26 protein-coding genes and 1 pseudogene are annotated in these 26,436 nt (G+C 40.1%); all 27 read right to left on the bottom strand.

Annotation, left to right across the window (positions count from 1 at the left end; genetic code table 11):
* Nucleotides 1-42: 42 nt before the first annotated feature.
* Nucleotides 43-1,203 (bottom strand): isocitrate/isopropylmalate dehydrogenase family protein, encoded by a 1,161-nt coding sequence (locus tag J5A74_04680; protein ID QUI96603.1) that lies wholly within the window; start codon nucleotides 1,201-1,203, stop codon nucleotides 43-45.
* A 76-nt stretch (nucleotides 1,204-1,279) separates the two neighbouring features.
* The gene (locus tag J5A74_04675) at nucleotides 1,280-2,302 is read right to left on the bottom strand and encodes an ATP-binding cassette domain-containing protein (protein ID QUI96602.1); all 1,023 of its coding nucleotides are present in this window, start codon (nucleotides 2,300-2,302) and stop codon (nucleotides 1,280-1,282) included.
* Nucleotides 2,302-2,958, bottom strand: a complete 657-nt coding sequence (modB, locus tag J5A74_04670; protein ID QUI96601.1) for a molybdate ABC transporter permease subunit — start codon at nucleotides 2,956-2,958, stop codon at nucleotides 2,302-2,304. The genes J5A74_04675 and modB overlap by 1 nt, the downstream gene beginning before the upstream one ends.
* Nucleotides 2,959-2,966: 8 nt before the next feature.
* Nucleotides 2,967-3,809, bottom strand: coding sequence for a molybdate ABC transporter substrate-binding protein (modA, locus tag J5A74_04665; protein ID QUI96600.1), 843 nt, complete (start codon nucleotides 3,807-3,809; stop codon nucleotides 2,967-2,969).
* A gap of 19 nt (nucleotides 3,810-3,828) precedes the next feature.
* The gene (locus J5A74_04660) at nucleotides 3,829-4,320 is read right to left on the bottom strand and encodes a MogA/MoaB family molybdenum cofactor biosynthesis protein (protein QUI96599.1); all 492 of its coding nucleotides are present in this window, start codon (nucleotides 4,318-4,320) and stop codon (nucleotides 3,829-3,831) included.
* Entirely contained in the window at nucleotides 4,308-4,742 is a 435-nt protein-coding gene (locus J5A74_04655) for an MOSC domain-containing protein (protein ID QUI96598.1), read from the bottom strand. Before J5A74_04655 ends, J5A74_04660 begins: the two co-directional genes overlap by 13 nt.
* A gap of 1 nt (nucleotide 4,743) precedes the next feature.
* Nucleotides 4,744-5,706 carry a GTP 3',8-cyclase MoaA gene (gene moaA / locus J5A74_04650; protein ID QUI96597.1) on the bottom strand — a complete coding sequence of 321 codons (963 nt, stop codon included), beginning with the start codon at nucleotides 5,704-5,706 and terminating at the stop codon, nucleotides 4,744-4,746.
* On the bottom strand, nucleotides 5,696-6,211 hold the full coding sequence (gene moaC, locus J5A74_04645) for a cyclic pyranopterin monophosphate synthase MoaC (GenBank protein QUI96596.1): 516 nt from the start codon (nucleotides 6,209-6,211) through the stop codon (nucleotides 5,696-5,698). Before moaC ends, moaA begins: the two co-directional genes overlap by 11 nt.
* Nucleotides 6,168-7,202 carry a molybdopterin-binding protein gene (locus J5A74_04640; GenBank protein ID QUI96595.1) on the bottom strand — a complete coding sequence of 345 codons (1,035 nt, stop codon included), beginning with the start codon at nucleotides 7,200-7,202 and terminating at the stop codon, nucleotides 6,168-6,170. Before J5A74_04640 ends, moaC begins: the two co-directional genes overlap by 44 nt.
* Nucleotides 7,203-7,478: 276 nt before the next feature.
* Nucleotides 7,479-8,933: a TrkH family potassium uptake protein gene (locus tag J5A74_04635; protein ID QUI96594.1), complete on the bottom strand. Its 1,455-nt coding sequence runs from the start codon at nucleotides 8,931-8,933 to the stop codon at nucleotides 7,479-7,481.
* A gap of 1 nt (nucleotide 8,934) precedes the next feature.
* A complete protein-coding gene (trkA, locus tag J5A74_04630; protein ID QUI96593.1) occupies nucleotides 8,935-10,296 on the bottom strand; it encodes a Trk system potassium transporter TrkA in 1,362 nt (453 codons plus the stop codon).
* Nucleotides 10,297-10,366: 70 nt separating this feature from the next.
* Nucleotides 10,367-11,930: pseudogene (gene citF, locus J5A74_04625) on the bottom strand (citrate lyase subunit alpha).
* A gap of 1 nt (nucleotide 11,931) precedes the next feature.
* Entirely contained in the window at nucleotides 11,932-12,834 is a 903-nt protein-coding gene (locus tag J5A74_04620; protein ID QUI96592.1) for a citrate lyase subunit beta, read from the bottom strand.
* On the bottom strand, nucleotides 12,831-13,130 hold the full coding sequence (gene citD, locus J5A74_04615; protein QUI96591.1) for a citrate lyase acyl carrier protein: 300 nt from the start codon (nucleotides 13,128-13,130) through the stop codon (nucleotides 12,831-12,833). Before citD ends, J5A74_04620 begins: the two co-directional genes overlap by 4 nt.
* Nucleotides 13,131-13,159: 29 nt before the next feature.
* Complete coding sequence (locus tag J5A74_04610; GenBank protein ID QUI96590.1) at nucleotides 13,160-13,960, bottom strand: hypothetical protein; 801 nt, start codon at nucleotides 13,958-13,960, stop codon at nucleotides 13,160-13,162.
* A gap of 80 nt (nucleotides 13,961-14,040) precedes the next feature.
* A complete protein-coding gene (locus tag J5A74_04605; GenBank protein QUI96821.1) occupies nucleotides 14,041-15,351 on the bottom strand; it encodes a 2-hydroxycarboxylate transporter family protein in 1,311 nt (436 codons plus the stop codon).
* Nucleotides 15,352-15,543: 192 nt separating this feature from the next.
* Nucleotides 15,544-16,248, bottom strand: coding sequence for a putative ABC transporter permease (locus tag J5A74_04600; GenBank protein ID QUI96589.1), 705 nt, complete (start codon nucleotides 16,246-16,248; stop codon nucleotides 15,544-15,546).
* A 12-nt stretch (nucleotides 16,249-16,260) separates the two neighbouring features.
* Nucleotides 16,261-17,181, bottom strand: a complete 921-nt coding sequence (locus J5A74_04595) for an MBL fold metallo-hydrolase (protein QUI96588.1) — start codon at nucleotides 17,179-17,181, stop codon at nucleotides 16,261-16,263.
* Nucleotides 17,182-17,193: 12 nt separating this feature from the next.
* Nucleotides 17,194-17,832: a hypothetical protein gene (locus J5A74_04590; GenBank protein QUI96587.1), complete on the bottom strand. Its 639-nt coding sequence runs from the start codon at nucleotides 17,830-17,832 to the stop codon at nucleotides 17,194-17,196.
* Between the two features lie 142 nt (nucleotides 17,833-17,974).
* Nucleotides 17,975-18,202, bottom strand: coding sequence for a helix-turn-helix transcriptional regulator (locus J5A74_04585; GenBank protein QUI96586.1), 228 nt, complete (start codon nucleotides 18,200-18,202; stop codon nucleotides 17,975-17,977).
* Nucleotides 18,203-18,237: 35 nt separating this feature from the next.
* On the bottom strand, nucleotides 18,238-19,185 hold the full coding sequence (locus J5A74_04580; GenBank protein ID QUI96585.1) for a glycosyltransferase family 2 protein: 948 nt from the start codon (nucleotides 19,183-19,185) through the stop codon (nucleotides 18,238-18,240).
* On the bottom strand, nucleotides 19,178-20,023 hold the full coding sequence (locus J5A74_04575; GenBank protein ID QUI96584.1) for a LicD family protein: 846 nt from the start codon (nucleotides 20,021-20,023) through the stop codon (nucleotides 19,178-19,180). Before J5A74_04575 ends, J5A74_04580 begins: the two co-directional genes overlap by 8 nt.
* A 23-nt stretch (nucleotides 20,024-20,046) precedes the next feature.
* Nucleotides 20,047-21,387, bottom strand: a complete 1,341-nt coding sequence (gene rfbH / locus J5A74_04570) for a lipopolysaccharide biosynthesis protein RfbH (protein ID QUI96583.1) — start codon at nucleotides 21,385-21,387, stop codon at nucleotides 20,047-20,049.
* Between the two features lie 18 nt (nucleotides 21,388-21,405).
* Nucleotides 21,406-22,452: a CDP-glucose 4,6-dehydratase gene (rfbG, locus tag J5A74_04565; GenBank protein ID QUI96582.1), complete on the bottom strand. Its 1,047-nt coding sequence runs from the start codon at nucleotides 22,450-22,452 to the stop codon at nucleotides 21,406-21,408.
* Nucleotides 22,445-23,224, bottom strand: coding sequence for a glucose-1-phosphate cytidylyltransferase (gene rfbF, locus J5A74_04560; protein QUI96581.1), 780 nt, complete (start codon nucleotides 23,222-23,224; stop codon nucleotides 22,445-22,447). Before rfbF ends, rfbG begins: the two co-directional genes overlap by 8 nt.
* 15 nt (nucleotides 23,225-23,239) lie before the next feature.
* Entirely contained in the window at nucleotides 23,240-24,544 is a 1,305-nt protein-coding gene (locus J5A74_04555; protein ID QUI96580.1) for a hypothetical protein, read from the bottom strand.
* Between the two features lie 43 nt (nucleotides 24,545-24,587).
* Nucleotides 24,588-26,429: a hypothetical protein gene (locus J5A74_04550; GenBank protein QUI96579.1), complete on the bottom strand. Its 1,842-nt coding sequence runs from the start codon at nucleotides 26,427-26,429 to the stop codon at nucleotides 24,588-24,590.
* Nucleotides 26,430-26,436 lie beyond the last annotated feature (7 nt).

Raw genomic sequence — 26,436 nt, 5'->3', positions numbered from 1 at the left:
CCGCAAAAAACCAGAGTTTTTTACAGCCTATATTTTCCAATGCTATTCCATTCTTTTTATCGTTTCCAATACATAAGTTCCAAATTCATGGGCTGTTGCCCCATTTTTTGTTCCATCGACAACCACTTTTTTCTCTTCTTCCGCACAAATCTTTAATGCTCTTGCCAATACTTTTGCTTTTTTCTCTAGACCAATATGGCCAAGCATCATCTCCGTGGCCTTAAAGACGCTGGAAGGGTTTGCATAGTCGGCAAGTCCCTCCTCCACCATTCTCGGTGCAGAGCCATGGATGGCCTCAAACATTGCATACTTTGAACCAATATTGGCAGACCCTGCCGTTCCCACTCCTCCTTGTATCTGTGCAGCCTCATCCGTAATAATATCTCCATAGAGATTTGGCAATATAAAGACCTCAAAATTTTTACGAATATTTTCATTGAGAAGATTTGCTGTCATAATATCCACATACCACTCTCCAACTTCAAGTTCTGGATACTCCTTGGCCATCTCATGGCAGATGCGAGAAAACTCACCATCCGTCTTTTTCATAATATTGGCCTTCGTCACAATGGCTACATGCTTTTTATGATTTTGCCTTGCATATTCAAAGGCTGATCTTGCAATTCTTTTTGTTCCATATTCTGAAGTCACCTTAAAGTCCATAGAAAGACTGGTATCCCCAAGATCTACATGAATTCCCCTTGATCCAAGCACATACTCTCCCTCTGTGTTTTCTCTAAAAAAGATCCAATCAATTTCCTGTGATGGCACACAGACTGGGCGAACATTCGCAAATAAATCAAGCTCTCTTCTCAAAGTCACATTGGCACTTTCCAAAGTTCCACCATTTGGCGTTGTTGTTGGCCCTTTCAAGATCACATCACAAGATTTTAACTCTTCAAGCACATCATCTGGAATAGATTGCCCCTTTTCTAGGCGATTTTCTACAGTCAATCCCTCAATATCTTTCAATCGAACTTTTCCACTTGCAATTTCATCTCTTAAAAGTTCTTGCAAAAGATTTCTTGCTTCTTTCATAATCACTGGTCCAATGCCATCGCCATCCACTACACCGATCACAATCTCCTTCTTTGAAGAAAAATCTACACCATCTTTTTCCTCGGCCAACTTCACTGCCCTTGCACATTGCTCGCTGAGCAACTCTCTAAATTGCTCTATGGCATTTTCGAATCCACTCTCCATGTTCTCCTCCTCTACAACCTAGCCATTTATCTCTATTTTCGAATTCTAATATAAGAAAAATAAGAAGTCAACAGCATCACTTTAGGAGCATCAACTTCTGTGGTGGAAAATGCAATCTCTGTCCTTCTTCTATCTTTTTCAAGATATTCTCACTCTTTGCACATTTTAACCATATCTTATCATTGATAATCGCGATTTGCTCAAAGGGATCCTCTAAAAACTTTACGCTTTTTACAAGTAAATTATTCTCTCCTTCGCCTTCTCTAAAGCACAAATCATGGGCTCGAATCCCCACATAACGGATGTCTTTTGGAATGTCCCCCACAAAATTGAAACACATATTAATTTCAGAAATATCCATAAATTTTTCACTCTTTTTTTTGATTGAAAAAATATTTTTGCAACCTGTCAATTTTGCTGCTGCCACGGTCTTTGGATCTTGAAATACTTCTGTCGTTTCTCCCTCCCTAGAAACTTGCCCGCGTTCAAAAACAAAAAGATAACTGCATATGCGATAAGCTTCCTCCCTACTGTGTGTCACCATAATAGATTCTACAGAAAGTTTCTGAAATAGTTGCATAATCTCTAATTCCAAGCTTTCCTTTAAATAATTATCCAGTGCAGAAAATGGTTCATCGAGAAGGACAAGTTCTGGTTTTGTCAATAGCATTCTTGCCATCGCCACTCTCTGTTTTTGCCCTCCAGACAATCTTTCGGGATAACTGTCTACAATTTCTTCAATATGAAGTAGTGCCAAATATTTTGCAATCTCATTTTCTGTCTTTGCGACCCCGGCGACAATCTCTAAATTTTCTCTCACTGTCATGTGAGGGAATAGTGCATATTGCTGAAAGAGATAACCAACTTTCCTCTTTTGTGGTGGAAGACAAATTTTCTTTTCACTGTCATACAAAACTCTTCCATTCAAAATAATCTTTCCGCTGTCTGGTATTTCAATGCCCGCAATACAGCGAAGTGTCATACTCTTTCCACATCCCGATGCTCCGAGTATCCCCACCACACCTATATTTTTTGTCGACATCTGAACTTGCAATGTAAAATGTTCCAATTTCTTTGTGATATCCACAAACAATGCCATTACTTCTTTCCTCCCAAGACATCAATGCACATCACGGCAAAAAAGGAAAAGACAACTAAAATTAGGACATAATCTCCTGCCTCTTTCATATCGCCTGCTGCCACGGCCGAATAGATCGCCAGAGGCAAAGTTCTTGTCTTTCCTGCGATATTTCCCGCAATCATTGTGGTTGCACCAAATTCTCCAAGCCCTCTGGTAAAGGCAAGTATCCCTCCTGACAAAATGCCTGGTCTTGCCATGGGCAAAATAATTTTCCAAAAAATCATTTGCTCCGAAAGTCCCAGTGTCCGTGCTGCAAGAACTACTTCTCTGTCTACCTGTTCGATTGCCCCCCTTGCTGAGCGATACATCAGTGGGAGAGAAATGGCCACAGCTGCAATGACGGTCGCACCAAAAGAAAATACAATCGGCATACCAAATATTTTCTCAAAAATTTTTCCAATTGGCCTCTTTGCACCAAAAAGGTATAAAAGAAAAAATCCTGCCACCGTCGGTGGCAGAACCATAGGCAATGTCAATATTCCATCGATCATTGCCTTTTTTTTCTTAGATTGAATGGTTGTCACCCAGGCAGCCAAAGCAATTCCCAAAAAGAATGTACAGACAATAGAAATGGATGCCGTTTTTAATGATACAAAAATCGGACGAAAATCCATACGATCCCCTATTCTACAGTAAATCCACTTTCTACAAATACCTGCTTTACTGCATCCGTCTTCAAGAAGTCAACAAATATTTTTGCAGCAGCAGCATTATCTGAATTCTTCACGATACCAATTGGATAAACAATTTTTTCCTTTAATGTTCCCTCTGGAGCCTCTTCAATTACGGAAACCTTATCTGCCAATTTTTTTGCATCAGTTACATAGACAAGACCTACACTTGCACTGCCATCAGCAACCCAATTGAGCACTTCGGTGACATTGCTGCCAAGACTTAATTTGTCCTGCACAGCATCCCAAATCTCCATGCTCTCTAAAACTTCCTTTGCATAGGCTCCCGCTGGCACACTCTTTGGATCTCCAATGGCCACTTTCTTTGCATTAGCAATTTGCTCAAAACTGGTAAATTGCTCTGCCTTGTCCTTGGCTGCAATCATCACCAGCTTATTCTCAAGCATTGGATGAATAGAGGCCGTATCCATTAAGCCCTTCTCATCTAGTTCATCCATCTGTTTCGTAGCTGCTGAAAAGAAAACATCGATCTTTGCACCTTCCTCAATTTGTGCCTGAATCTTTCCTGAACTATCATAAGTTCCTGTCACTTTAATGTCTGGGTACTTCTCATTAAACATCGGAATAATTTTATCACTAAATACCTTCTCCAGCGATGCCGCTGCTCCCAAGGTCAACTGCCCCTTCGCATTAGAAGCTCCTGCATTGGTCGATGCTGCTGATGTTTCTGACTTTTCAGCCTTGTCCTTTCCTGCTTTTCCTGCACAGGCCACCAAAGCGGTTGTTGCACCTACCGCTACTATTGCTATCAAGACCAATTTCCATCTTTTCATTTTCTTTTGTCTCCCTTCCTTACTTTCTTGCACAATCATTGACATTTCCCTGTAGCACATCGAGTCCATGTGGTAAAGTATCTAAAATAAACTCCAATTCCTCACGCACTGCCTTTGGACTACCTGGCATATTAATGATGAGTGTATTCTTTCGAATAACACTGGTCGCCCTCGATAACATCGCACGCTTTGTAATACTCATACTGTAATTTCGAATGGCCTGTGCAATGCCCTCAGCCAAGCGGTCAGCAACTTCTCTTGTTGCCTCCGGTGTAATATCTCTGGGCGAAAATCCTGTTCCTCCTGTAGTAAGTACAAGGTCTAACTTGAGATGATCTGCCATATCGATCAACTCCTTTTTTAACTCTTCCTTATCGTCAGGAAGTAAGACATACCTGATGACTTCATATTGATCTTTTGGCAACAAATCTTTAATCAGTGGACCCGATGCATCTTCTCTTTGCCCACTTGCTCCCTTGTCGCTCAAGGTGACAATTCCTACTCTGTACATACCTTGATTTGATCTCCCTTCTTTAATTTTCCACCATGAAGTACTCTTGTAAATATCCCATTAGTTGGCATAATGCACTCACCCATGCGGTGATAAATCTCACAGTGTGAATGACACTCCTTGCCAATCTGTGTGACCTCAAGCAATACATCGCCTGATTTTATTTGAGTGCCCACAGGAAGATGGATTAAATCAATGCCACTGACAATGATATTTTCACCAAATGCACCATCATCAATCTCTGCCCCACGGGCCTTAAATGCCTCTCTTGTCTCAAAGGAAAGCAAACTCACTTGGCGATGCCAATTTCCCGCATGAGCATCATGTTCAATGCCAAAGTCTTTGATAAGATTCGCTTCCTCAACCTCTACTTTGGCTGTACCTCGCTTTTTACTGATACATATTCCCATTACTTCGCCCATCTTAACCTCCGATTTGATTCATTGTATTTTTTATACATCCACTTTTTTCCTTGCCAAAATGATGCTCCAATGGCTTGTAAAAAATGGCCTGTTCAAGTGACTCTTTTAATTTTTTGTCATCGCCCCCACTTCTTAGCACTGCTTTGATATCATAGCTAAGACTGCTAGCTAGACAAGGCTTGATCTTCCCATCACAACTTAGGCGAATGCGATTACAGCTTTCACAGAACTTATTGTGCACTGCACTAATAAATCCCACTTTCTTATTTTTGCCAAAAGTATAGTAGACAGCTGGTCCATTTCCTGAAAAGTTACTTCTTACAAAATCAGGATACCTTTTCTTTAACATCTTCTGTAAATCCTGATTTTTTACTCTGCTGCCATGCCCGCACCCAATCGGCATCAACTCAATAAATCGCACGGGTATATCCCGATTTACAAAATATTCAAGTAATTCAAACAATTCTTCTAAATTGCTCTCCTCACTCACCGTCGTATTGATACGAATCTCTAATCCCAAGTTTTTTGCCCTTTCAATACTATCTAACACTTGATCAAGCCCATCTCTTCTGCAAATATCCGCAAATTCCCTTCGGTTTAGGGTGTCAACGCTGACATTAATGGTACGAATTCCTGCTCTCTTTAATTGTTCTGCCATCTCTCCCAACAAAAATCCATTGGTTGTCAGCGTAATATCTTCAATACCTGAAATTTTGGCAATCTTTTGAATCAATGTGCAAATATCCCTTCGAACAAGAGGCTCTCCCCCTGTAATCTTTACCTTCTTTATGCCAAGTTCACTCAACACCGAAACCACTCGCACAATCTCTTCAAAACTAAGAACTTCGCTGTGCGGAATTGTCTCTACCCCTTCTTCTGGCATACAATAGCGACAGCGAAAATTGCATTTATCTGTCACAGAAATACGAATATAATCAATTTCTCTTTGAAATCTATCTCTCATAGAGACCGCTCTTCCCACCATCCTTCTTTAATAACTCAATCCCAGAAATGACCATTCCTCTGTCCATGGCCTTGCACATATCATAGATGGTCAAAAGTGCCACACTTGTTCCTGTCAAGGCCTCCATCTCCACGCCCGTCTTTCCCTTGGTTTTGACGGTACAAATTGCCTCAATCTGACACTTTTTTTCATCTAAATCAAATTCTATGCTGGAATGATTTAATAGCAAAGTATGACAAAGAGGAATGAGATCTGCTGTTTTTTTGACGGCCATAATTCCAGCCACCCTTGCCACACCAAGCACATCTCCCTTCTTTGCACTTCCACTTTTGACAACTTCAAAGACCTCTCGATTCATTGAAATAAAGCCATGGGTGACGGCAATGCGCTCTGTATCATCCTTTGCACCAACATCGACCATAATTGCTCTTCCCTCATTGTCAAAATGATTTAATGCCACATCACCACCCCTTTCCAAATTCACAATGTGGATAAGTGCAGACATCACAATTCATACACAGTCCGCCTTCACCAAGTTCAGCCAGTTCCTCTGCTAAAATTTCATCTTCAGCCAAAATTCTAGGCAACACCAAATCAAAAATCGTTCTTCTCGAATACATCACACATCCTGGCAAGCCAAGAATAGGAATCGTCTTCTCTCCCTTTTTTAAATAGGACAATAAAAACATCGCCCCTGGAAGTACGGGCGAACCATAGCTAACAATTCTTGCCCCTGTACTTTGAATAGCTAGTGGAGTCCGATCATCTGGGTCAACACTCATTCCACCACTACAAAGTACCATATCGACACCTTCATCAATTAATTCCTCGACGGCCTCCTTGGTGTGATCTGAATTATCATCGACAATAATCTGTCTTATCACTGTTGAACCATATTCCGAAACTTTTCTTCGAATCACTGGTCCAAACTTATCCTCAATCAAGCCCTGAAAAACTTCATTTCCTGTAGTCACTAGACCAACTTTGAATTTTTTATATGGCAACAGGCGAAGTATTTTTCTCCCTGCGACAAGCTCTACGACTCTGTGCATCTTCTCTTTTTCAATCACAAGAGGAATAATTCTCGTTCCACACAGCTTCTCTCCCTTTTTTACAGGAAGATTGTTATATCTTGTCGCAATCATCATCTCTCCAAAGGAATTGACTTCTTTTAACAATTTCTTATCTAACTTTAAAAGCCCATCAATCTGTGCTCTTGCCTCAATCTTTCCCTCGCGGACCTCGGATTTATCCATAAATTCACTGGCACAAATCTCATACAAAATTTCTGCTGCTTCATCCTCATGATAGAGATTTTCATCCTTTTCCCACACATAGAGATGCTCCTTGCCCATAGACAAGAGTACAGGTATGTCTTCTTCTGTCACAATATGTCCCTTTTTAAAGCGTGCGCCCTTAAATTCACCTGGGATAATTTGTGTCATATCTTGGCATAATACCTGTCCCACAGCATGAATTGTTTCAATTAACTTCATAAAGTAAATCCTTTCCATCAATCTCATTGAATTTTATTATAACATAAACGAGCACATAAAAAAGCATTGATTATAATAAGACAATCCTATATTCACAAAAAATAACGGATTTATTTGTATTATTATCTGTCTTTTTATGTTGTAATTCTCAATCATTATTTTAATAATCATTACAATTTCTTTGCTGGTATCATAATTACACCATTTTTTATCAAGGTCATTTTGCCTAAAATAAAGGAAGGCCTCTCAAGTATTAACCTGAGAAACCTCCCCTATCTATTCCTTATGATTTCGACTTCTCTTCCAAATGCTTGGAACAAATAAAATTAAAATTGGATACAGCTCCAGTCTTCCAGCCAGCATATCAAAAATTAAAATAATTTTTGAGAAATAGGAGAAGACATCAAAGTTTGCTGTTGGACCGACCATAGCCAGACCTGGTCCAATATTATTAAATGTTGCCGCCACTGCAGTAAAATTTGTGACAAGATCATTGCCATCTAGGCTGATCACCATTGCTGAAATGCCAAAGATTAAGATATAAGTCACAAAAAATGCACTCACACCACGAATCAATTCCTTGTCCACGGCCTTTCCGTCAAATCGCATCACCTTGACACTTCTTGGATGGACAAATTTGAGCATATCCTGTTTTACTGACTTAAATAAAATTAATAGTCTTGAAACCTTCAATCCTCCACCTGTACTTCCTGCACAGGCTCCAATAAACATGAGAATCACTAAGATTGATCTCGAAAGCTGCGGCCACAAGTCAAAATCCGTTGTTCCATATCCTGTCGTTGTAATAATTGATCCCACTTGAAAGGCAGCCTGATGAAAGGCCATAAAAAAGCTATCAAAATAATTTCGAATATTGATGGAAATGACAATAATTGATGCCGCAATAATGATAAAGTACCAACGAACTTCTTCCATTTTGAATGCATCTTTTTTGTGCTTTCCAAGTAAGTAGTAGTAGGCATTAAAGTTAACACCAAATAAAATCATAGAAATGGTGACTATCGACTGCTGAAGCGTGGAGTAACTTCCTATACTATCATTTTTAATACCAAAACCACCTGTTCCTGCTGATCCAAAAGTGATTAGCATCGAATCAAACACTGGCATACGGGCAGTCACCAGACAAATAAATTCAATGACCGTCATCACCAAATAAATCTTATATAAGATTAGGGCGGTATCTCTAATCTTAGGAACTAATTTTCCTACACTTGGTCCTGGGCTCTCCGCACGCATCAAGTGCATGGTTGAGCCATTGGTCATTGGCAAAATTGCAAGCATAAACACAATCACACCCATTCCACCAATCCAGTGAGAAAAACTTCTCCAAAACAGACTACATTTATTGAGCACCTCAACTTCATGCAAGATACTTGCACCTGTCGTAGTAAATCCAGAAACCATCTCAAACATTGCATCGATGTAATTCGGAATATCTCCATTGATGACAAACGGTAAGGCACCAAAAGCACTGAGCACAATCCAACTGAGTGCCACCGTGACAAATCCCTCACGTGCAAACATATTTGGATTTTTCGGTCTCTTTATACTTGTTGCAAAACCAAGGGCAAGGCAAATCGCTGCGACAAACAAAAACGAAAATCCCGCCTTTTCTCGATAAATCACGGCAACAATGCATGGCAGTAGCATAAATGCTCCCTCCAATTTTAAAATCCACCCAAGAATATAGACAATAATTGAATAATTCACGCTATGCCTCCTTTAAGATATCCCGAATGTCTTTGAGTCCTGTATGCGTTGTCACCACAATGACGGTATCACCAACCCCAATGACGCTCTTACCATTTGGAATAGTAATGACACCATGATGATTGATGCAGGCAATCAACACATTATCTTTTAGGTTCAAGTCCTCAAGAGCAACCCCCACTACAGATGCATCGCTGTGAATTTTAAATTCCAATGCCTCCACCTGATTATCCACAATTCGATACAATGTCTCCACATTGCTGCCGATACCATTTTGCATTGCACGAACATAGCGCACAATGCGCTCAGAAGTAATGATCTTTGGTGAAATAACACTGTCAAGTTCCAGCCCTTTGATCACCGTTCCAAAGGAAATTCGATTGATTTTAGTTATTGTCTTTGCCTTATTTCGGCTCTTGGCAAATAGACTTAAAAACACATTAGATTCATCAATACCTGTCAATGAAACGAAGGAATTGCAGGTATCAATGCCCTCCTCAATCAGAATATTTTCATCTGTTGCATCTCCATTGATAATCACTGCACTTGGCAACTTTTCGCTGAGCGTCTCACATCGCTTTAAATCCTTTTCCACAATTTTAATGCCAATACCCATTTTTATCAATTGCTGTGCAAGATAATAGGCAATGGATCCTCCGCCAATAATCATCGTGTCCTTCACTTGATGAGTATCCAATCCGACTTTTTTGAAAAAAAGCTTTGAATTCTCTGGCGATGCCACGATGCCAATCATATCGCCTGCACGCAGGACAAAATTTCCATTTGGTATCCGAACTTTATCCCCTCTCTTTACCGTGCAGACCAAGATATCATTTGTCGTCTTCTTGGCCACTTCAATCAATGTCTCATTTTCTAAAATTGATCCATTTGGCACCTTAAATTCCAAAATCTCAATTCTTCCCTTTGAAAAAGTATCGATTTTAATGGCGGAAGGAAAACGCAAAATTCTAGCAATTTCCTGTGCTGCAGCAAACTCAGGATTGATAGTCATTGCAAGACCAAGTTCCTCCTTAATAAAATCAATCTCACTACTATACACTGGGTTTCTTACTCTGGCAATGGTAGAACAATTACCTGCCTTCTTTGCAATCATACAACAGAGTAAATTCACTTCATCGGAATCTGTTGCTGCAATTAAGAGATTGGCCTCCTCAATGCCCGCCTCCATCTGCACAGAGTAACTTGCACCATTGCCCACCACACCCATAACATCAAAATCATCTGAAACATCCTGTACCACAGCATTGTTGCTATCAATTACTACAACATCATGCCCCTCAAAGCTCAGCTGCTCTGTAATCTTTCTTCCAATTTTTCCGCAGCCAACGACGATTATCTTCATATGCCCTCCCCTTATATGCAAAAAAACCCAGCTGGCCTCAACCAGTCTGGGCTCTTTTATTTATGCAATCTTAGTCTTCAAATTGAAAAGGCTTAATCTGACGAACAACATCCATAATGCTTCCATCTCTTGCCTCAATAATGCCAACAACTCTATCACCAAATTGAACTTTTTCAGGCTCTCCAGAAATAGAATAGGCAATATCTCTAAGTTCCTCAATTGTCTTAAATGGAAGACCCGAATCCTTTGTTGCTTCAATAAGATCCTGTCTCTTTGGATTGATGGCAATACCATAATCAGTGACAACAACATCGACATCCTCACCTGGAGTTGTAACCGTTGTAACATCTGTACAAATAGTTGGAATTCTGCCCTGCAAAATTGGAGCAATCACAATGGTACATTTTGCACCAGCAGCTGTATCTGGATGTCCGCCCTGTGCACCAGTAATCACACCATCTGATCCAACAACTACATTGCAATTAAACTTTGTATCCACTTCTAACGCAGCAAGAATGACAAAATCAAGCTTGTTGACATAGGCCCCCCTTGTTAAATGGGTTAGCATACTCACCAGCAGTAATATAGTAGTGATTGCGATTCGTCTGAATATTGGTGATCGCATCCTCATCAAAATCCTGTGTATCGACAAGACATCTTGCAAGTCCCTCATCGAGAAGATCACACATTGGCTTTGTCAAGCCACCGACACCAAAGCTCATATGAATTCCTCGCTCTCTCATTACCTCTGCAAGAGAAATAGTAGAAGCAATCGAAGCACCGCCGACACCTGTCTGATAAGAAAATCCCTCCTTAAAGTAAGGTGTGCATACAACAAAATCAGTACAATACTTTGCCATCAATAACTTTCTCTGATCTGTGGTTGGCTTTGCCGCACCTGTGGCAATCTTTTTTGGATCACCAATCTCATCTACGACCACAACATAATCTACATAGGTCTGTGTGATCTGTGCTGGCAAATTTGGAAATGGAACTAAAGTGTCCGTAATTGCCACCACACGATCTGCAAATTGAGCATCTACTGCGGAGTAAGAAAGTACACCACAATTTGCCTTTCCACCATTGGCATTTAGGTTACCATACTCATCTGCCGTTGGTGCTCCAACAAATGCGATATTGACATGAGTTTCACCGCTCTCAATGGCACGAACTCTACCACCGTGAGAACGCATAATGGCAAGACCCTTCAACTTACCATTTGAAATGGCCTCTCCAATGCCACCACGAACACCAGATGACTGGATATTGGTAATTGTTCCATCCTCAATCATATAGACGATGGGATCATTCTGTGAACCAAGTGAACTTGCACAAATAGTCAAGTCCTTGATTCCCATCTTGTGAATCTCCTCCATCACCATATTTAAGACTTTATCACCATTTCTAAAGTGATGGTGGAAACTGATCGTCATGCCGTCCTTAATCTCACATTTTTTCAAGACTTCAGCGATGCTATCAACCAACTTAGAGCCATTAGAATTGATCACACACTTTGCCTTTGGACCATCCTTCTTAAACTCATGTCCGTCAAATGTATGTGAACCTTTGAATACATCTTTACCTGTCTGCTTTAAGATCTCCTCAGGAATATCTCTACCTACTGCATTAATCATTTTATAAATCCCCCTTGTATACACCAGCAGCCTTTGCCATATTAATCGTTCTCACTGCACCATCATAAAATGCGATATCGATCATCTTGCCATCTACTGTAAATACACCGATACCTAAAGCCTTCTTTGAATCAATCTCCTTGATTACCTTCTCTGCAAAGATAATATCCTTTTGTGTTGGCGTAAAGATCTTGTGTACAACATCAATCTGACGAGGGTTGATACATGACTTTCCATCAAATCCCATCATAAAGATGGTCTGTACATCATTTTTAAATCCCTCCATATCATCAAGATTTGTCCAAACTGTATCAAAGCACTGTACACCTGCTGCTCTTGCAGCAATAATCATATGCTGTCTAGCTCCCATAAGCTCTACGCCAGTACCTGTAATTCTTGTCTGCAAATCCTTTGTATAATCACCACCCGAAAGAGCAACACCAATCATTCTCTCTGAAGATGTGCAAACTTCATAGGCATTCATAACACCTTTTGCTGATTCAAGTGCCGACATAATTAAAGTAAAACCTTCAGGGCGATGAAACTCTTTCTCGGCCTTAATAATCTCATCTTCCACAGCCTTTACCATTCCAGCATCTTCGGTCTTTGGGATACGAATAACTTCTGCACCACCCGCTACACAACAACGAATATCTTCCTTCCAAAGATCAGTGTCTAAACCATTGATACGAACAACCTTCTCACTTCCTCTGTAGTCGATGGTTGTCAATGCATGATAGAGTGAAAATCGTGCAGAATCCTTTTGGTTTGCTGCAACTGCATCCTCGAGGTCAAGCATTAAAGAATCAGCCTTGTAAATATATGGATCCTTAATTAATGATGGCTTCTGTGCATTCAAGAACATCATACTTCTTCTGAGACGCTTTTTATTTGGATTTATCATTTGATTGCTCCTCCCCATGGTAGATTGTCAGTCTGATCAACTGAACGGAATACAGCACACTCCACTCTTGCCTTCAATGTGCAATCAAGAGCGCCCTTGTCTACAATAGAAATCTTCACATTGTCCACACCGAGATTGGCCAATGTCTCCAATGTCACCTTTCTCATCTGATTTCCAAATTGGTGAGCAACTACACTCTCCAGAGAAAACTCAATCTTACCATTGCCTGGCTCAACAGTTACCATGCAGTCACTAGATTCTAGTGTGCCTGCAGTAGCAGGTTTCTTAATTTCCATTTCTTCCTCCTTACATGTACATAGGCTTTTTACTTTTTTCCCTGTGCAACTCTCTCTGTATACAATCCCCTCTTATCCTTCAAGATATCTACAAACAGAGCGGCTGCCCTTTGTTCCTGTCCAGTTCTCTCAAAGAATTGGGCAAGAGCCAATTGAATTTCCTTCTTGTAAATAGCATTTCCAGCCAATGCAATCTCCTCTTCCAGATAGGCAACATCTGTATTTTCTTCTGTCGCCGCAGCAATGCGTGCATTGTTTAGCCTGATGCATTGCTCCAAGTTCTTCGCCAATGTAGTCGAACGCTTTTTTGCAACTTCTTCTAGTGCCTTCAATGCCTCTACCTGTTCCTTGGCTTTTTCATAATCTCCCATCAGAATATACAGTGTCACTCTTCGATTGGTGATCAATGATGATGTATTTAACATATGAAGTTTTAATTCTGTCGGGTCAATATTTCCGACCATCTCAAGCGCCTTATCAAAGTCTCCCAATGCCTCCCAAGCAAAAGCTAGATGAGCTCTACCCACCATATATTCTGCAATATCCTTTGGTACTCGCTCATTTAATGACGTGAATTCCTTAATAAATCGCTCGGGGTCACATTCAGTATACAACAAAGCGTAAATTTTTTGAAGTCGTTTGTTCGCATAAATGGACGAAACTGTTCGACCAATGATGACACCGACAATTACACCTAGTGCAAAATATACACCTTTTGTGAAATCCGAACCCAAAATCTGTCCTTTATATAAAATAGCAATCAATGCTCCTCCAAGAATTGCACCGATTGCCATTGCCAAATTATTGATCCATTTAAAATAAGCTACCATAGAGCCTCCTCACTAAATAAATAGAAGAAAAGAACGCTCAGGGATAAGCGTTCTTTTCAAAATTTTTCTTAAATTAAAAATTATAAGAAGAATGAGAAAATGAATGATCCAACAATCAATACAATTCCTCCACCAAGTCTTGATGAAAGCTGTGAATAAGCCATCAGCTCCATACGGTCAGCGGCACCAAGACAAGCAAGGTCACCTGAACCACCTCTGTTGGCCATGCAAAGACCTGCAGTAATTGCTGCATCAATTGGATAGAAACCTACCAAGTAGCCAACAAATCCTGAACCAATGATCGCACCAATGACGATAATCAATGCCATAATGATGTTTTGTGGAGCAACTGCTCTAAACAACTCGCCAATATTAAAGTCAGCACCCATACCAACCATAATGACGATGGCCATACCACCAGACATAAAGGCCTGCAATCTCTTTGCACCTGCACGAACACTTGCTGGAATGAGACCACTTGCGGCAAGAATAACAACAAATACGATCATGTACGCATACTGATGAATTGGTGCACCAAGAATCTTTGGAAGAATTCTCTTTGACATCAAAAGACCAAAGCTATAGCAAGCACATGCTAATAGCACAGCCCCCATCAAATCATCAGTTGTCACTTTTACCTTTGTATCGTCACGAGTAATGGTGCCACCCTTTCTGATCAAAGTCTTCTTATCACCAGTCAAAGCTGGAATCCTCTGACCAAGGGCATTTAAGCCAGCTGAAGCAATAATACAGAAGAGGTTAGCAATGGTCAAAACAATAATTGCAAATGAATAATAATTTGCTGCGGAATCTCCTGTAATTTGTTCATAAATCTGACTCAGTGGAACGGCACCCGCACCATTTCCACCACCCATAATTGGAAGTGTGTACTTGATAATAGTATCTGCTGGCTTAATGCCGAAAATTGCTCCACACACAATACCAAAAAGCATTGCTACAAAGAGTCCTCCAAGAATGGCTGGAACATATCCTGCAAATGAGCGAAGAAGAATATCTCTCTCCAGTGCAAGTACAGATCCTACAATCAAAAGTACAATAAATACCTCAAGGAAGTTTGTACCGATTGAAGGGATTCCCTTATCAATTCCATCTACTGGAATATTGTCACCTGAAATCCATATAGTGATATTTGTCAATACCTTTTCTGGAATCAAGTTAAATTGCTTCATAATCGCAACACCAAAGAATGTAGCCAAAAGACCACCACCGATGTAAGTATTCCAGATTGGAACACGCTCACCGATCTCGTTAAATACAACAGCTAATGCTATACAGCTAGCCAAGATGCCCAGCAATGTTCCTGTAGCAAACCCAAAATACATTGGAATTGCACATAAAATAATAGCAACAATTGCCTGTAACCATGGCATTCCCCCCAGCCAAAGACCGGTCTTTTCGTTATTGTCTGCCATAATAACCTCCAATCTCTTAAGTCGTTTCCAAAAACACAGCAAACACCTTAGGAACAGACTCCCTTTTTCTCTTCCTAAAGTGTTCACAAATATTTTAGATATTGTTTATAATATCACACTCATCACAGAATAGCAATAATCAGTTCTCACTCAATTTCGCTTTACACGCTCCAAAATATTTCGAATATTATCGGATATGGTTTTATTCCGATACCGAAACAAGCGTATTCTAGCCAATGAACCTCTTCTCAGATGATTCATACTCCTGATTGCATTTTCTATAATCAATTCCATATTCTTATTGAAACTATCTTCCACATACATCAGTTTTTCATTAAAGTCAACCAGTGCAGTAATCGTCAATGTCAAATCAGCTGAAAAAATTCCCACAAACACTAGGGACATCCCCTCCACCCCCAGTGGATGAAGGGCATTGAGTATGTGTTCCGCAAATGGTATTAAGAAATAATAAACGAAAATTCCCCCAACTCCAAAGCCAAGACTAGTAAATAGACTAATCCTTCCATTGAAATTGAGTGGAAGATGACTGTAATCCCACCATGTCGCATGAAAGACCTCTTCCAGCACATAGCTTGTTACATACTCCAATAGAGCACTTCCAATCACAGAAACCATAAAAATGCTGACTGCACTCAATGTCATCCCTCGGTGATGTGCAAAGCGAACCAACAAAGTCAACAGCACAACACCTGCTCCATAAATCGGACAAATCGGTCCATACAAAAAGCCTCGATTGGACCAGTGTCGACTTGTGATAATGCAAAACAATGTCTCATAAATCCATCCCAAAAAACTATAGAGTATAAACAGACATACATACCAACTGATTAACATCTCTTTTTCCCATTATTTAATAATTTGATCTCCATCCTTAATGACAAAGTTCTCCTTTACCCCCAAGTCCTTCATCCACTGACGGGTCTCCAATGTTCCCCAAGGACCACTTCCAACTCCGCCACCATTATTGTCATCATAGAGCCATTCTGGTGCGTTCCAAAGGGCAACACTTGGTGCAATCGCCTGATAGACATCCTTATTGACACCATATTCGCCATGATGAGCCATTTGCACATAGTCGGCCTTTAACTCTCCTGCCCCGACATCGCTCAATAACTTTTCACCTGCCTCTGGTCCCATATCGCCAAGGAAGAGCACTCGCTTTAATCCCATCTGGAAGCGATAGGCCACAGAAGAATTATTGATGGCATTATTTTCAAATAAATATGGGTCATTTAATACCTTGACTTTAATATCATCAATATCAATTTCTTGACCTTTATGTGTCATTCGAAGAGCTGATGGGTCAAGTTTGGTCAATGCATTCGCTGACCTTTGTACCATATCCGCACGGTATGCCTCATTCTTCTTGTAGAAACTAATGTCTGTATAATTGTAGTAGACGGCATCAATGGTAATGCCATTGAGTCCCTCTTCAAGCATTTGTGTCAAAGCTCCAACATGGTCACTGTGGGGATGGCTAATAAACCAAGCCTTGACATGTCCACCCTTTTTATTGATGACATCTCGAAGATGGGGTGCATCACCTGGAACCCCACCATCAATGACAATGAGATCGCCCTTTCTTGTGGTAATCACATAACTCATCATCTGACTATCGGTTTGATTGGACAACATCATCATCTCATCGCCACCAAATCTTCCTGCCCCTGGACCTGCTGCGACATAACCCTGTGCAAACACTGGGAATGATAATGCGCTCACAGCCACTACAGTCAATGCCACTGCCAATAACTTCTTTAATTTCATCTTTCTAATCTCCTATTTCTTTGCTTGTACCTTCTCATTACTTCCTGCAGGTATGGTTTGATCCACATAGTAATTTTCTGGATTCATAATATCTTGATTTTTATATACCTGCAATTTAATCGTATATTTATCCCAAAGTCCACCATAGCTGGTATCTGAGGATGGGGCAATAGAAAAATCCTGAACTCTCGCAGCATCATTAAATGCTTTGATATATGCCCTTCCATATTGTACTGCATCTTTGACCGTTGCCTCCCTTAGAAGTGGCCAAATCAGCTCAATGGTCTTTGTGTCCTCATGAACAGCATAATCCAGATAATATCCCAATGGATAATCATCTTTATTCAAGGTATCCTCCGTATCTGACTTTACCTGATCCCAGTCAATATTGACATTGGTCTGCTTGCTAAAATCTGGATTTACTCCTCCATTCGGTGTTGGTGCTGAAGTTTCCCCTATCTTATTACCCGAAGGGTCTGTCTCTGGAACAGTTGCACTTGTTGTTTCTACTGCTTTCTCTTTTGTAGCTGCTGTGCTCTTTTCTGCAGCACTCGTTGTAACGGCCACAGTGGTCTCTGCTTTTTGCATCGCACTGCACCCCGTTGCCATTATACAGAATATGGACAATGTCAAAATATGTATTTTTCTCATTCCAAAAGTCCTCCACATATCTTTGATAATATACGCTTTTGCCATTATAATAGAAATCTTCTATTTTTTATAGCACTTACTCAAAAACTTCAGAAAATCTTCAATCTTTTCTTGCACCGCACTATTCACTCATATTCTTATTTTACTTGGAAATAAAAAGATCATCATCAAAAAAATCACGCACACTCATTCCAAATCCATTGGCAATTCTTTCGATGTTCTTGATACCAGGATTTTTTGATCTCCCATAGACAATGTCCTTGATCGTGGTCTGAGCCACGCCACTGACTTTAGATAGTTCATAGAGCGTGATATCACGCTCTATGCTCAAATTAGAAATTCTGATTGCGATTGCCTCAAATGTTTTCATCACTGTCACTCCCTCCGTGCACAGTGCAAAAAAGATTATTCTTGATCTTGAAAATTGATACAATCTTCTACAATATAAATTGGTCGATCCTTTAACTCACTAAATAATATGGCAATATATTGCCCAATAATGCCGACCAATAAAAATAATACTGCAAACATAAAACAAATTAACACAATTGTGGTTGCATATCCACTCGGTGTACCTACCTGTTTCCACGAAACAATAGTGTAAATGGTCATCAATACGCCAAGTAATGCGGCAAACAGCCCCGCATAAATGCCCAGGCGAAGTGGAAAATCTGAAAAGCACATTATAGTATTCATTGAAAAGCGAAAAAGCTTTTTAATCGAATATTTGCTCTCACCCGCCACTCGATCGGCCGCCACATACTCCATGTTCATCTTGTGAAATCCCAAATTTTGTACATATCCTCGCAAAAAGCGAATTTTTTCTCGGTAATTTTTTCGCAGCACATTAGCTGCTCGATTTGAAATACCAAAAAAATCGGATGCATTCTTTACTAGATTGGCATCACTAATCATATTAATGAAGGCATAAAAGGCCGAAGAAGTGATATTCTTTACCTTTCCTGCTGACTTATTGCTCATACGCACCATATTGATCACATCCATGCCCTCATCAAAATGCCGAACCATCTCTGGTAAGCAACTTGGTGGATGCTGTAAATCTGCATCCATACACACTAAGGCATCCCCTCTTGCATAGTCAATGCCCGCAATCATTGCTGCCTCATGCCCAAAATTTCTTGAAAAATGAATGGCTCTGACCTTTTTGTCCGTCGCCGCAATTTTATCAATAATCTCCCTGCTACAATCGACACTGCCATCATTGATAAACAATATTTCATAATCCCAAGAGAGGCCATCCAATACTTTCTTCGTCACTGCATAGAATCTTTCCAATGCCGCCTCCTCGTTGTAAACTGAAACAACGAGGGAAATGATTTTTTTCTTATCCATAAATTTCTATTTCTGTACTGCCATGAGTTGGTTTTCTCTGATTTTTTGGCGGCATTTTCATATAGTCGCCATAGACAGCTCTCAATATTTCCTCATAGTGATCAGGTACAGAAAGCTCCGTATCTTCAAATTTAATATTGACCAATGTCGACACCCATTCTCTCTGCAAGGTAATATCAATAAAATCAGGTTGGTAATTACTGTAATAAAGACGCCTTGTCTTCTTTTTATTAGAAAGCAAAGACAAATGGTACTGTAACTTAAAAATGAATGGCATCGGCAATATTTTTCCAATTACACCAGAAAATAAAAAAATCACTGGTCGATATGCAATTGGATACTTCCTTAATACAATTTCTCTCCTGTGCCCCATAGAAAAAAGGTAGAGAAGCTTCTGTGCTCCTAACACAAATTTAGCTTGCCATCTCTTATCTGGAAGAGCATCGAGAATAAAAATATCCACCCACAAATGATTGAGTTTTTCCCCGTAAAAGGCAGACTCTGTATCTTCTTTGCGTCGCCTGCTCTTTTGATAGATTACTCTCGGTGTAAAGTCGAAAAACCTTTTCCCTTCATCAAACTCAGTTGGTACAAGCAACGCCATACCATCTTTTAGTTCTCTCTTTGCCACCTTTTGAAAGGCCTCGTAGTTGCTCCTTGTCATCGCAATGTCTACATCATCATCCCAGGGAATAAAGCCCCCATGGCGTATTGCTCCAAGAAGTGTGCCCGAATCCAAGAAATATGAAATTTTATACTTGGTACATACTCGGTCAATCTCCTTTAAAATTGAAAGATTTGCTTCCTGTAATTTTAAAAGTCCATATTGATTCTCCATCTCACACTTCCCCTTTGCATTTACTATTGTCTTGCACCCTCAATAATGGTCTTTGCCATGTAGTCAATCATCTCATCGCTCATTCCTGGGTAAACCCCCACCCAGAAAGTATTATTCATAATGCGATCTGTCTGTGCAAGATCTCCAACTACACGATAGCCTCGATTTTCCTGTCGCATTTGATCAAAGCAAGGATGCTTCGTCAAATTTCCTGCAAAGAGCATTCTTGTCTGTACACCCTTTTTCTCCACATACTGTACAAGCCTGTTTCTGTCCACACCTTCTTTACAAGTAATTAAAAATCCAAACCAACTTGGATCGGAATTTTTTGCTGGCTCAGGCAAAATCAAAAAATCACTTGCAGGTAAGAGGGCATTCTTTAAACGAGCAAAATTATGTTTTCTTCTCTCAACAAAGCTTGGAAACTTCTCAAGCTGTGCACATCCCACAGCGGCCTGCATTTCTGTCGCCTTTAAATTATATCCAAAGTGGGAATAGACATACTTGTGATCATACCCTAGAGGCAATTCTCCATATTGCTTGTCAAAGCGATGTCCACATAAATTGTCTTGTCCAGATGCACAGATACAATCTCTTCCCCAGTCTCTAAAAGAACGCACAATGCGATGTAACAGTGGATCATCTGTGTAGACTGCACCGCCCTCTCCCATCGTCATATGATGTGGTGGATAAAAACTAGAAGTTCCAATATCGCCAATGGTTCCTGTCAGTTTTGTCTGGCCATCAATGGTATAGGTACTGCCCAGTGCATCACAATTGTCTTCTACAAGCCATAAATTGTGTCTGTCACAAAATGCCTTGACATACTCAAGGTCAAATGGATTGCCCAAGGTATGTGCAATCATTACTGCTTTTGTCTTTTGTGAATACGCCTTTTCCAGCATCTCTATATCAATATTGTACTGCGGAATGGTCACATCCACAAATACAGGCACTGCACCATATTGAATCACAGGAGTCACTGTCGTCGGAAAACCACAGGCCACAGTAATTACTTCATCTCCTGGGCGAATTTGACGCTCCTTGAGCAATGGAGAGGTCAAAGCCATAAAAGCCAAGAGATTGGCACTTGAACCCGAATTGACGAGGGAAACATACTTCACCTTTAAATACTTTGCAAACTCCTTTTCAAATTGATCGGCATATCTTCCTGCTGTCAACCAAAAGTCCAAGGCAGAATCCACTAAGTTTTCCATCTCCTTGGCATCATAGACACGAGAAGCATAGTTGATGCGATCTCCCTCCTCAAATGTCTTCTTTTGATTGTGGTAATTATTGCAATATTCCTTCACCATGGCCAAGATTTCTTCTCTGGCCTTAGCTTCATTCATTCCTTCAAACATATCATTCCTCATTTTCTATCATTTTTCATACCAGCGAGCAATTTGCTCACTCGTGATTTGCTCCATATCTTCTCCAGCTCCATAGGCTCTAAACCAATCCACTGTCCATTCAATGGCATCTTCAATTCCTCTTGTCGGCTGCCATCCGAATACTCGCTTTAATTTATCACAATTTAACTTTAAAAAGCCAGCTTCATGTGGACCACCATCTGGGCGATTTTGATAAAAGAATCCCTCCCCCCAATACTTTTGAAACAGTTCAACCAAATGTCCTGTATTGACGCAGTCGGCATCATCTGGCCCAACATTGTAATATCCTGCAAGGCTGTGGTCCTCATATTGTCGCTCCAAAATTGTCAAGTAGACATAGAGTGGCTCAAGTACATGCTGATATGGGCGAATGGACTTTGGATTTCGAATAGACATCTCCCGCCCCTCTAACGCTGCCCTCGCACAATCAGGAATCACTCGGTCGGGTGCAAAATCTCCACCGCCAATGACATTTCCCGCTCTTGCTGTGGATACCGCAATGTCTCTATCTTGAAAGAAACTCTTAATATAGCTATGGGTCACCAGCTCTGAGCAGGACTTTGAATTAGAATAAGGATCATAGCCATCCAAAAAGTCTTCCTCGACATATCCCCTTGTCAACTCCCTATTTTCATAGACCTTATCGGTTGTCACATTTAAAACACTCTTGACACTATCTGTCTGTCGGACACATTCTAAAAGATTCACTGTTCCCATCACATTGGTCTCATAGGTATAAACTGGATCTTCATAGGAGGCACGAACAATAGGCTGTGCCGCCATATGAATGACGAGTTCTGGCTGATATTTGTCAAAGACCTCCTTTAAATGGCGAAGGTCCCGCACATCCCCCTCAATTGATACCATCTCTTTTTCTAAATTTAAAATTTCAAATAAACTTGGCTCTGTCGGTGGCTTTAGTGCATAGCCTACAACCTTAGCTCCTGCTTTAACTAAAATTTTACTCAACCACGCTCCTTTAAAGCCTGTATGCCCTGTCACTAAAATTCTTTTATCTCTATAAAAATCAAGCATTGTCCCATACCTTCCACGGTGCTTTCTTTGTCTCCCAAAGTTTCTCTAGTTTCATCTTCTCCCGCTGCGTATCCATACATTGCCAGAAGCCATCGTGATAAAAGCTCATCAACTGGCCGTCCTGTGCAAGTTTTTGTAGCGGTTCTTTCTCAAACACAGTGCTGTCTCCCTCAATATAGTCAAAAATTTCAGGATTCATCACCATAAAGCCACCATTAATAATGGCTCCATCATTTTCATTCTTTTCTCTAAATGAACGAATGGTATTACTCTCGTCAATGGTCAATACCCCCTTGGCCTGACCAATATTGACGGTTGTCAATGTTCCAATCTTGCCATGGGACTGATGAAATTCAAGAAGCTTTTTTAAATCCACATTGCTCAGTCCATCGCCATAGGTGAGCATAAACGGCTCATCCTTGATGTGATTTTGAATTCGCTTAATTCTTCCCCCCGTCATTGTATGTAATCCTGTATCCACCAAGGTCACCTTCCAAGGTTCTGCGTAGTTGTTGTGAACTTCCATCTTATTATTGGCAAGATCAAATGTAATATCTGAGGTGTGCAAAAAATAATCTGCAAAATACTCCTTTACAACATATTGCTTGTACCCCAGACAAATGACAAAATCATTGAAACCAAACTGTGAGTAGTACTTCATAATATGCCATAAAATTGGCTGTTCTCCAATTTCGATCATTGGTTTTGGTTTCAAATGACTCTCTTCCGTAATTCTTGTTCCAAAACCGCCAGCAAGGATAACTACCTTCATTTTGATTAACCTCCATCAATTTCTAAATATATTCAAGTGTTGCTCCTTCAAAAGACGCAGGGCCTCTCTTGTCTTTTGTGGACTGCGATATTGGAACTTTTCCTTTAATTCCTGATCACTTGCTTGTTCAAAATGTAAACCTAATTCTCTTCTCTCTATAAAATACTGCTTTCGGCTATCTGCCTTTTTTACTTCATCTGCATTGACAAGTAAATTTCCACCCACAAATAAAAGGCAAAAGACCACACCTATCCTTCTAGCTGCCCTTTTAGCAAAAGCAAAAGTCAACAAAATGCCTACAACGCCCACTTGAAATTGCAAAGCGTAGCGAGAACTCATCCCATAATCCTCTTTCAAAAAAATCCATCTTGAAATTGCAATCAACAAGTGATTCATCCCACCTGAAATCAATAAAAGCATTGGAAACACGGTCTTTTCATATAATTTATAGGCAATATTCAGATAGAGTGCATAGAGATAAGCCCCCATTACAGCCAGCCCAAGAGCAAATAAAAATAAATTCGAAAGGTGATGATCCTTTGCATATTCGCCTGAAACAACCATAGAAGCAAAGGATTTGATCAGCAGACGCACAAACAAAAATGGCTCTTTTTTCATTACTTCGCCCATACTCATCGTTGTCGCCCCAGCATGCTCTTCCACCGAGTGAGCTCTCGAATACATAAAGAGCAAAAGAGGAATAAAAATGGCCAAAATTTCATAGATATTTTGCCGACTTACCTTTTTTTCTTTCACAATGAGGTAGAAATTGGCCAAAAGCATTGTCCCCGCATAGACTGCACAATATGGACCTGCAACCAACAATATTGTAAAAATCGGCCAAAAGATAAGTTCCTTAGAATGCCTCTTTTTGTCAAATACATAGTAGTGCCGAAAGAAGCAGGCAAACGCAGCAAAATGCACCCACCCACTTCCATTGGTTAACATCTCCCACTTGTTGAGTGAGAAAAATAAAATCACAATGGCCAAGAACCATCCGCCAAAAATCTTCCAATCTGCACAATACTTTGCCAATGTCACACTCGCCAAAAATAAGCAAAATGCTCCCAAGAGCATATCAAATGTCGTGCTATACCCAAAAATACCAACATTAATCATACGCTCAATATAGCTAATTGGCATTCTCGTCAAGACATCCGCATGCGTATATGGCTCAAAACTCCACACATTGGGTAAATAGGAATGAATCAAGCGCACATAATCTGTATAGATGACATCCACTGTTGCTGCACGAATGTAGGCCATCACAAATAAAAATCCAAAAATCGGGCAAATGATGTAAAATATCTTTCTTCCCATCGCTTAGTCTATCACTTTCTCCTTCATTTGTATAGGTAAAGCCCTAGCTCGTTGTCACATTCATAATCACACTTAATGGAAGTTCTCCCCTCTGTTGCTTCGCATCGGGATAAACAAAGTCATTGTCAAATTGAAGTGTCACAATGGAATAAGGATTGACTTTGTAGCTCTTATTTTCAATATTATTTTCCATATCAAAAGTTTCTGGCTCCTTGCCATCCACAGAAATCGTAATATTTTGCTTTCCATCAAGTACTCCAGGATACATAAACTCTAAATCAATTTGGCCATTGGCTCCTGTCATCACATTGATCTTTGCCTCCTGCTCCATCCAACCATCTCGATAATATCCCTTGACAATTTCACATTTTAAATCTCGATAGGCATCTGTGACATCACTAAATACATTGTGTGCAGGATCTTCCTTGAGCACAATCATATTCGAGCGAATTTGTCCAAGCTCTTTGACTGATGAAATATGCTTGACCACTGTTCCTTCCGCTTTTCTCTTTCGGTCATACACTTTAAAGAAGGTTTTTGCTGTAAAATCACTCATCTTATAGCTATTGCCAATAATATAGATTTCTTTTCCAAAGATATCATCGCCATATTTCCAATAGGTCTCATCAGCCAGAGAATTATATCGCTTTTGATTTGGGAAGAGATAAATTCTATCGTACTTTGTTCGACCATAGAGCTCCACAGGAATCATCAAAATCATCCACAAAGTAACTGTCGCAAGAGGTAAATATTGAATTAAAACTTTCTCCTGCATTCGAATCTCTTTTGCTCTCTTCCAAGTTCCCATCATCAATGACACAAGAAGTAACATAAAGACATAAGGGGCATAAATCCAGCGCATTTCTACACGAATGGTCACCGCCGATGAAAGGATGGTTCCTCCAATAAAGAAAATAAAAAATACAGTGAGCCAGATAATGGTATCAATTTTTCTCTTTTTGCTGTGAAGAACATAGAGGCTGCGAATAAACTTGTACACAATAAAAATTGCTACCACTCCTCCTATATAGACAAGGATTTTTATTGGAAGCGGAGTTTGTGCCCAGGTCATTCCATTGAGATGCTCTGGTCCAGCATTGACACCAAACATATACAAAATCTCGTCCAGTACAGAACCGAACATACTCTTTACACTAAATGTGTCTGTGACATAGGTGCCCCCCGTTCCTGCTGGCACAACCTTTCCTGTCGTCAATGTTCGAAGAACAATAATTCCTGCACTCGCCAAAATCGCACTTACACAGGCAAATAAATCCTTTGTTCTCCTTGCCAAAATGGCAAGAAAAAATACAGGTAAAAGCACAATATAGCGCTCGTGAGTAAAACAAATCAAAATATAAAAAAGCAATGCCACATAATATCTTGCATTTCTCTCATAGCAAATATATTGATACAAAAAATGGGCAATAAGCAGAGAAAAAATAATTCCCATCGCCTCCATCAGTCCCAATAATTGACCAATATTATAATACGCAAAACGAGAAACCAAAAACATCACGCCCATTCCATAAGCAACCCAAGGCATTTGACTAATTTCTTTTGCAAAGAGATAAATAAAATATGCTGTTGCTGCTGCAATGAGAATATTGATTGGTACAATCCATGTAATGTGATAGCGAATAATCCCCAGTTCAATCCAGGCCACAAACCAATACACTGGTCGAAATCTCGTTGATCCAACAGGAAAGACATATTCCAAAAAGCTCTGTTCGCCGTAGGTTGACCACATATATAAGTCATCCATATATAATCCAGAAATACGCAATGCGTGATTGACCAAGAATCCAATGCCGACAAAGCTGCCGACAATGGCCACTTGAATCAAAATATTATATTTTTCCTTGAGTGTTAATTTTTCAAACATAAACTCT

This window comes from Lachnospiraceae bacterium oral taxon 096, assembly GCA_018141845.1.
Classification (GTDB): domain Bacteria; phylum Bacillota; class Clostridia; order Lachnospirales; family Lachnospiraceae; genus F0428.
This window is presented reverse-complemented; position numbering and strand designations above follow the sequence as displayed.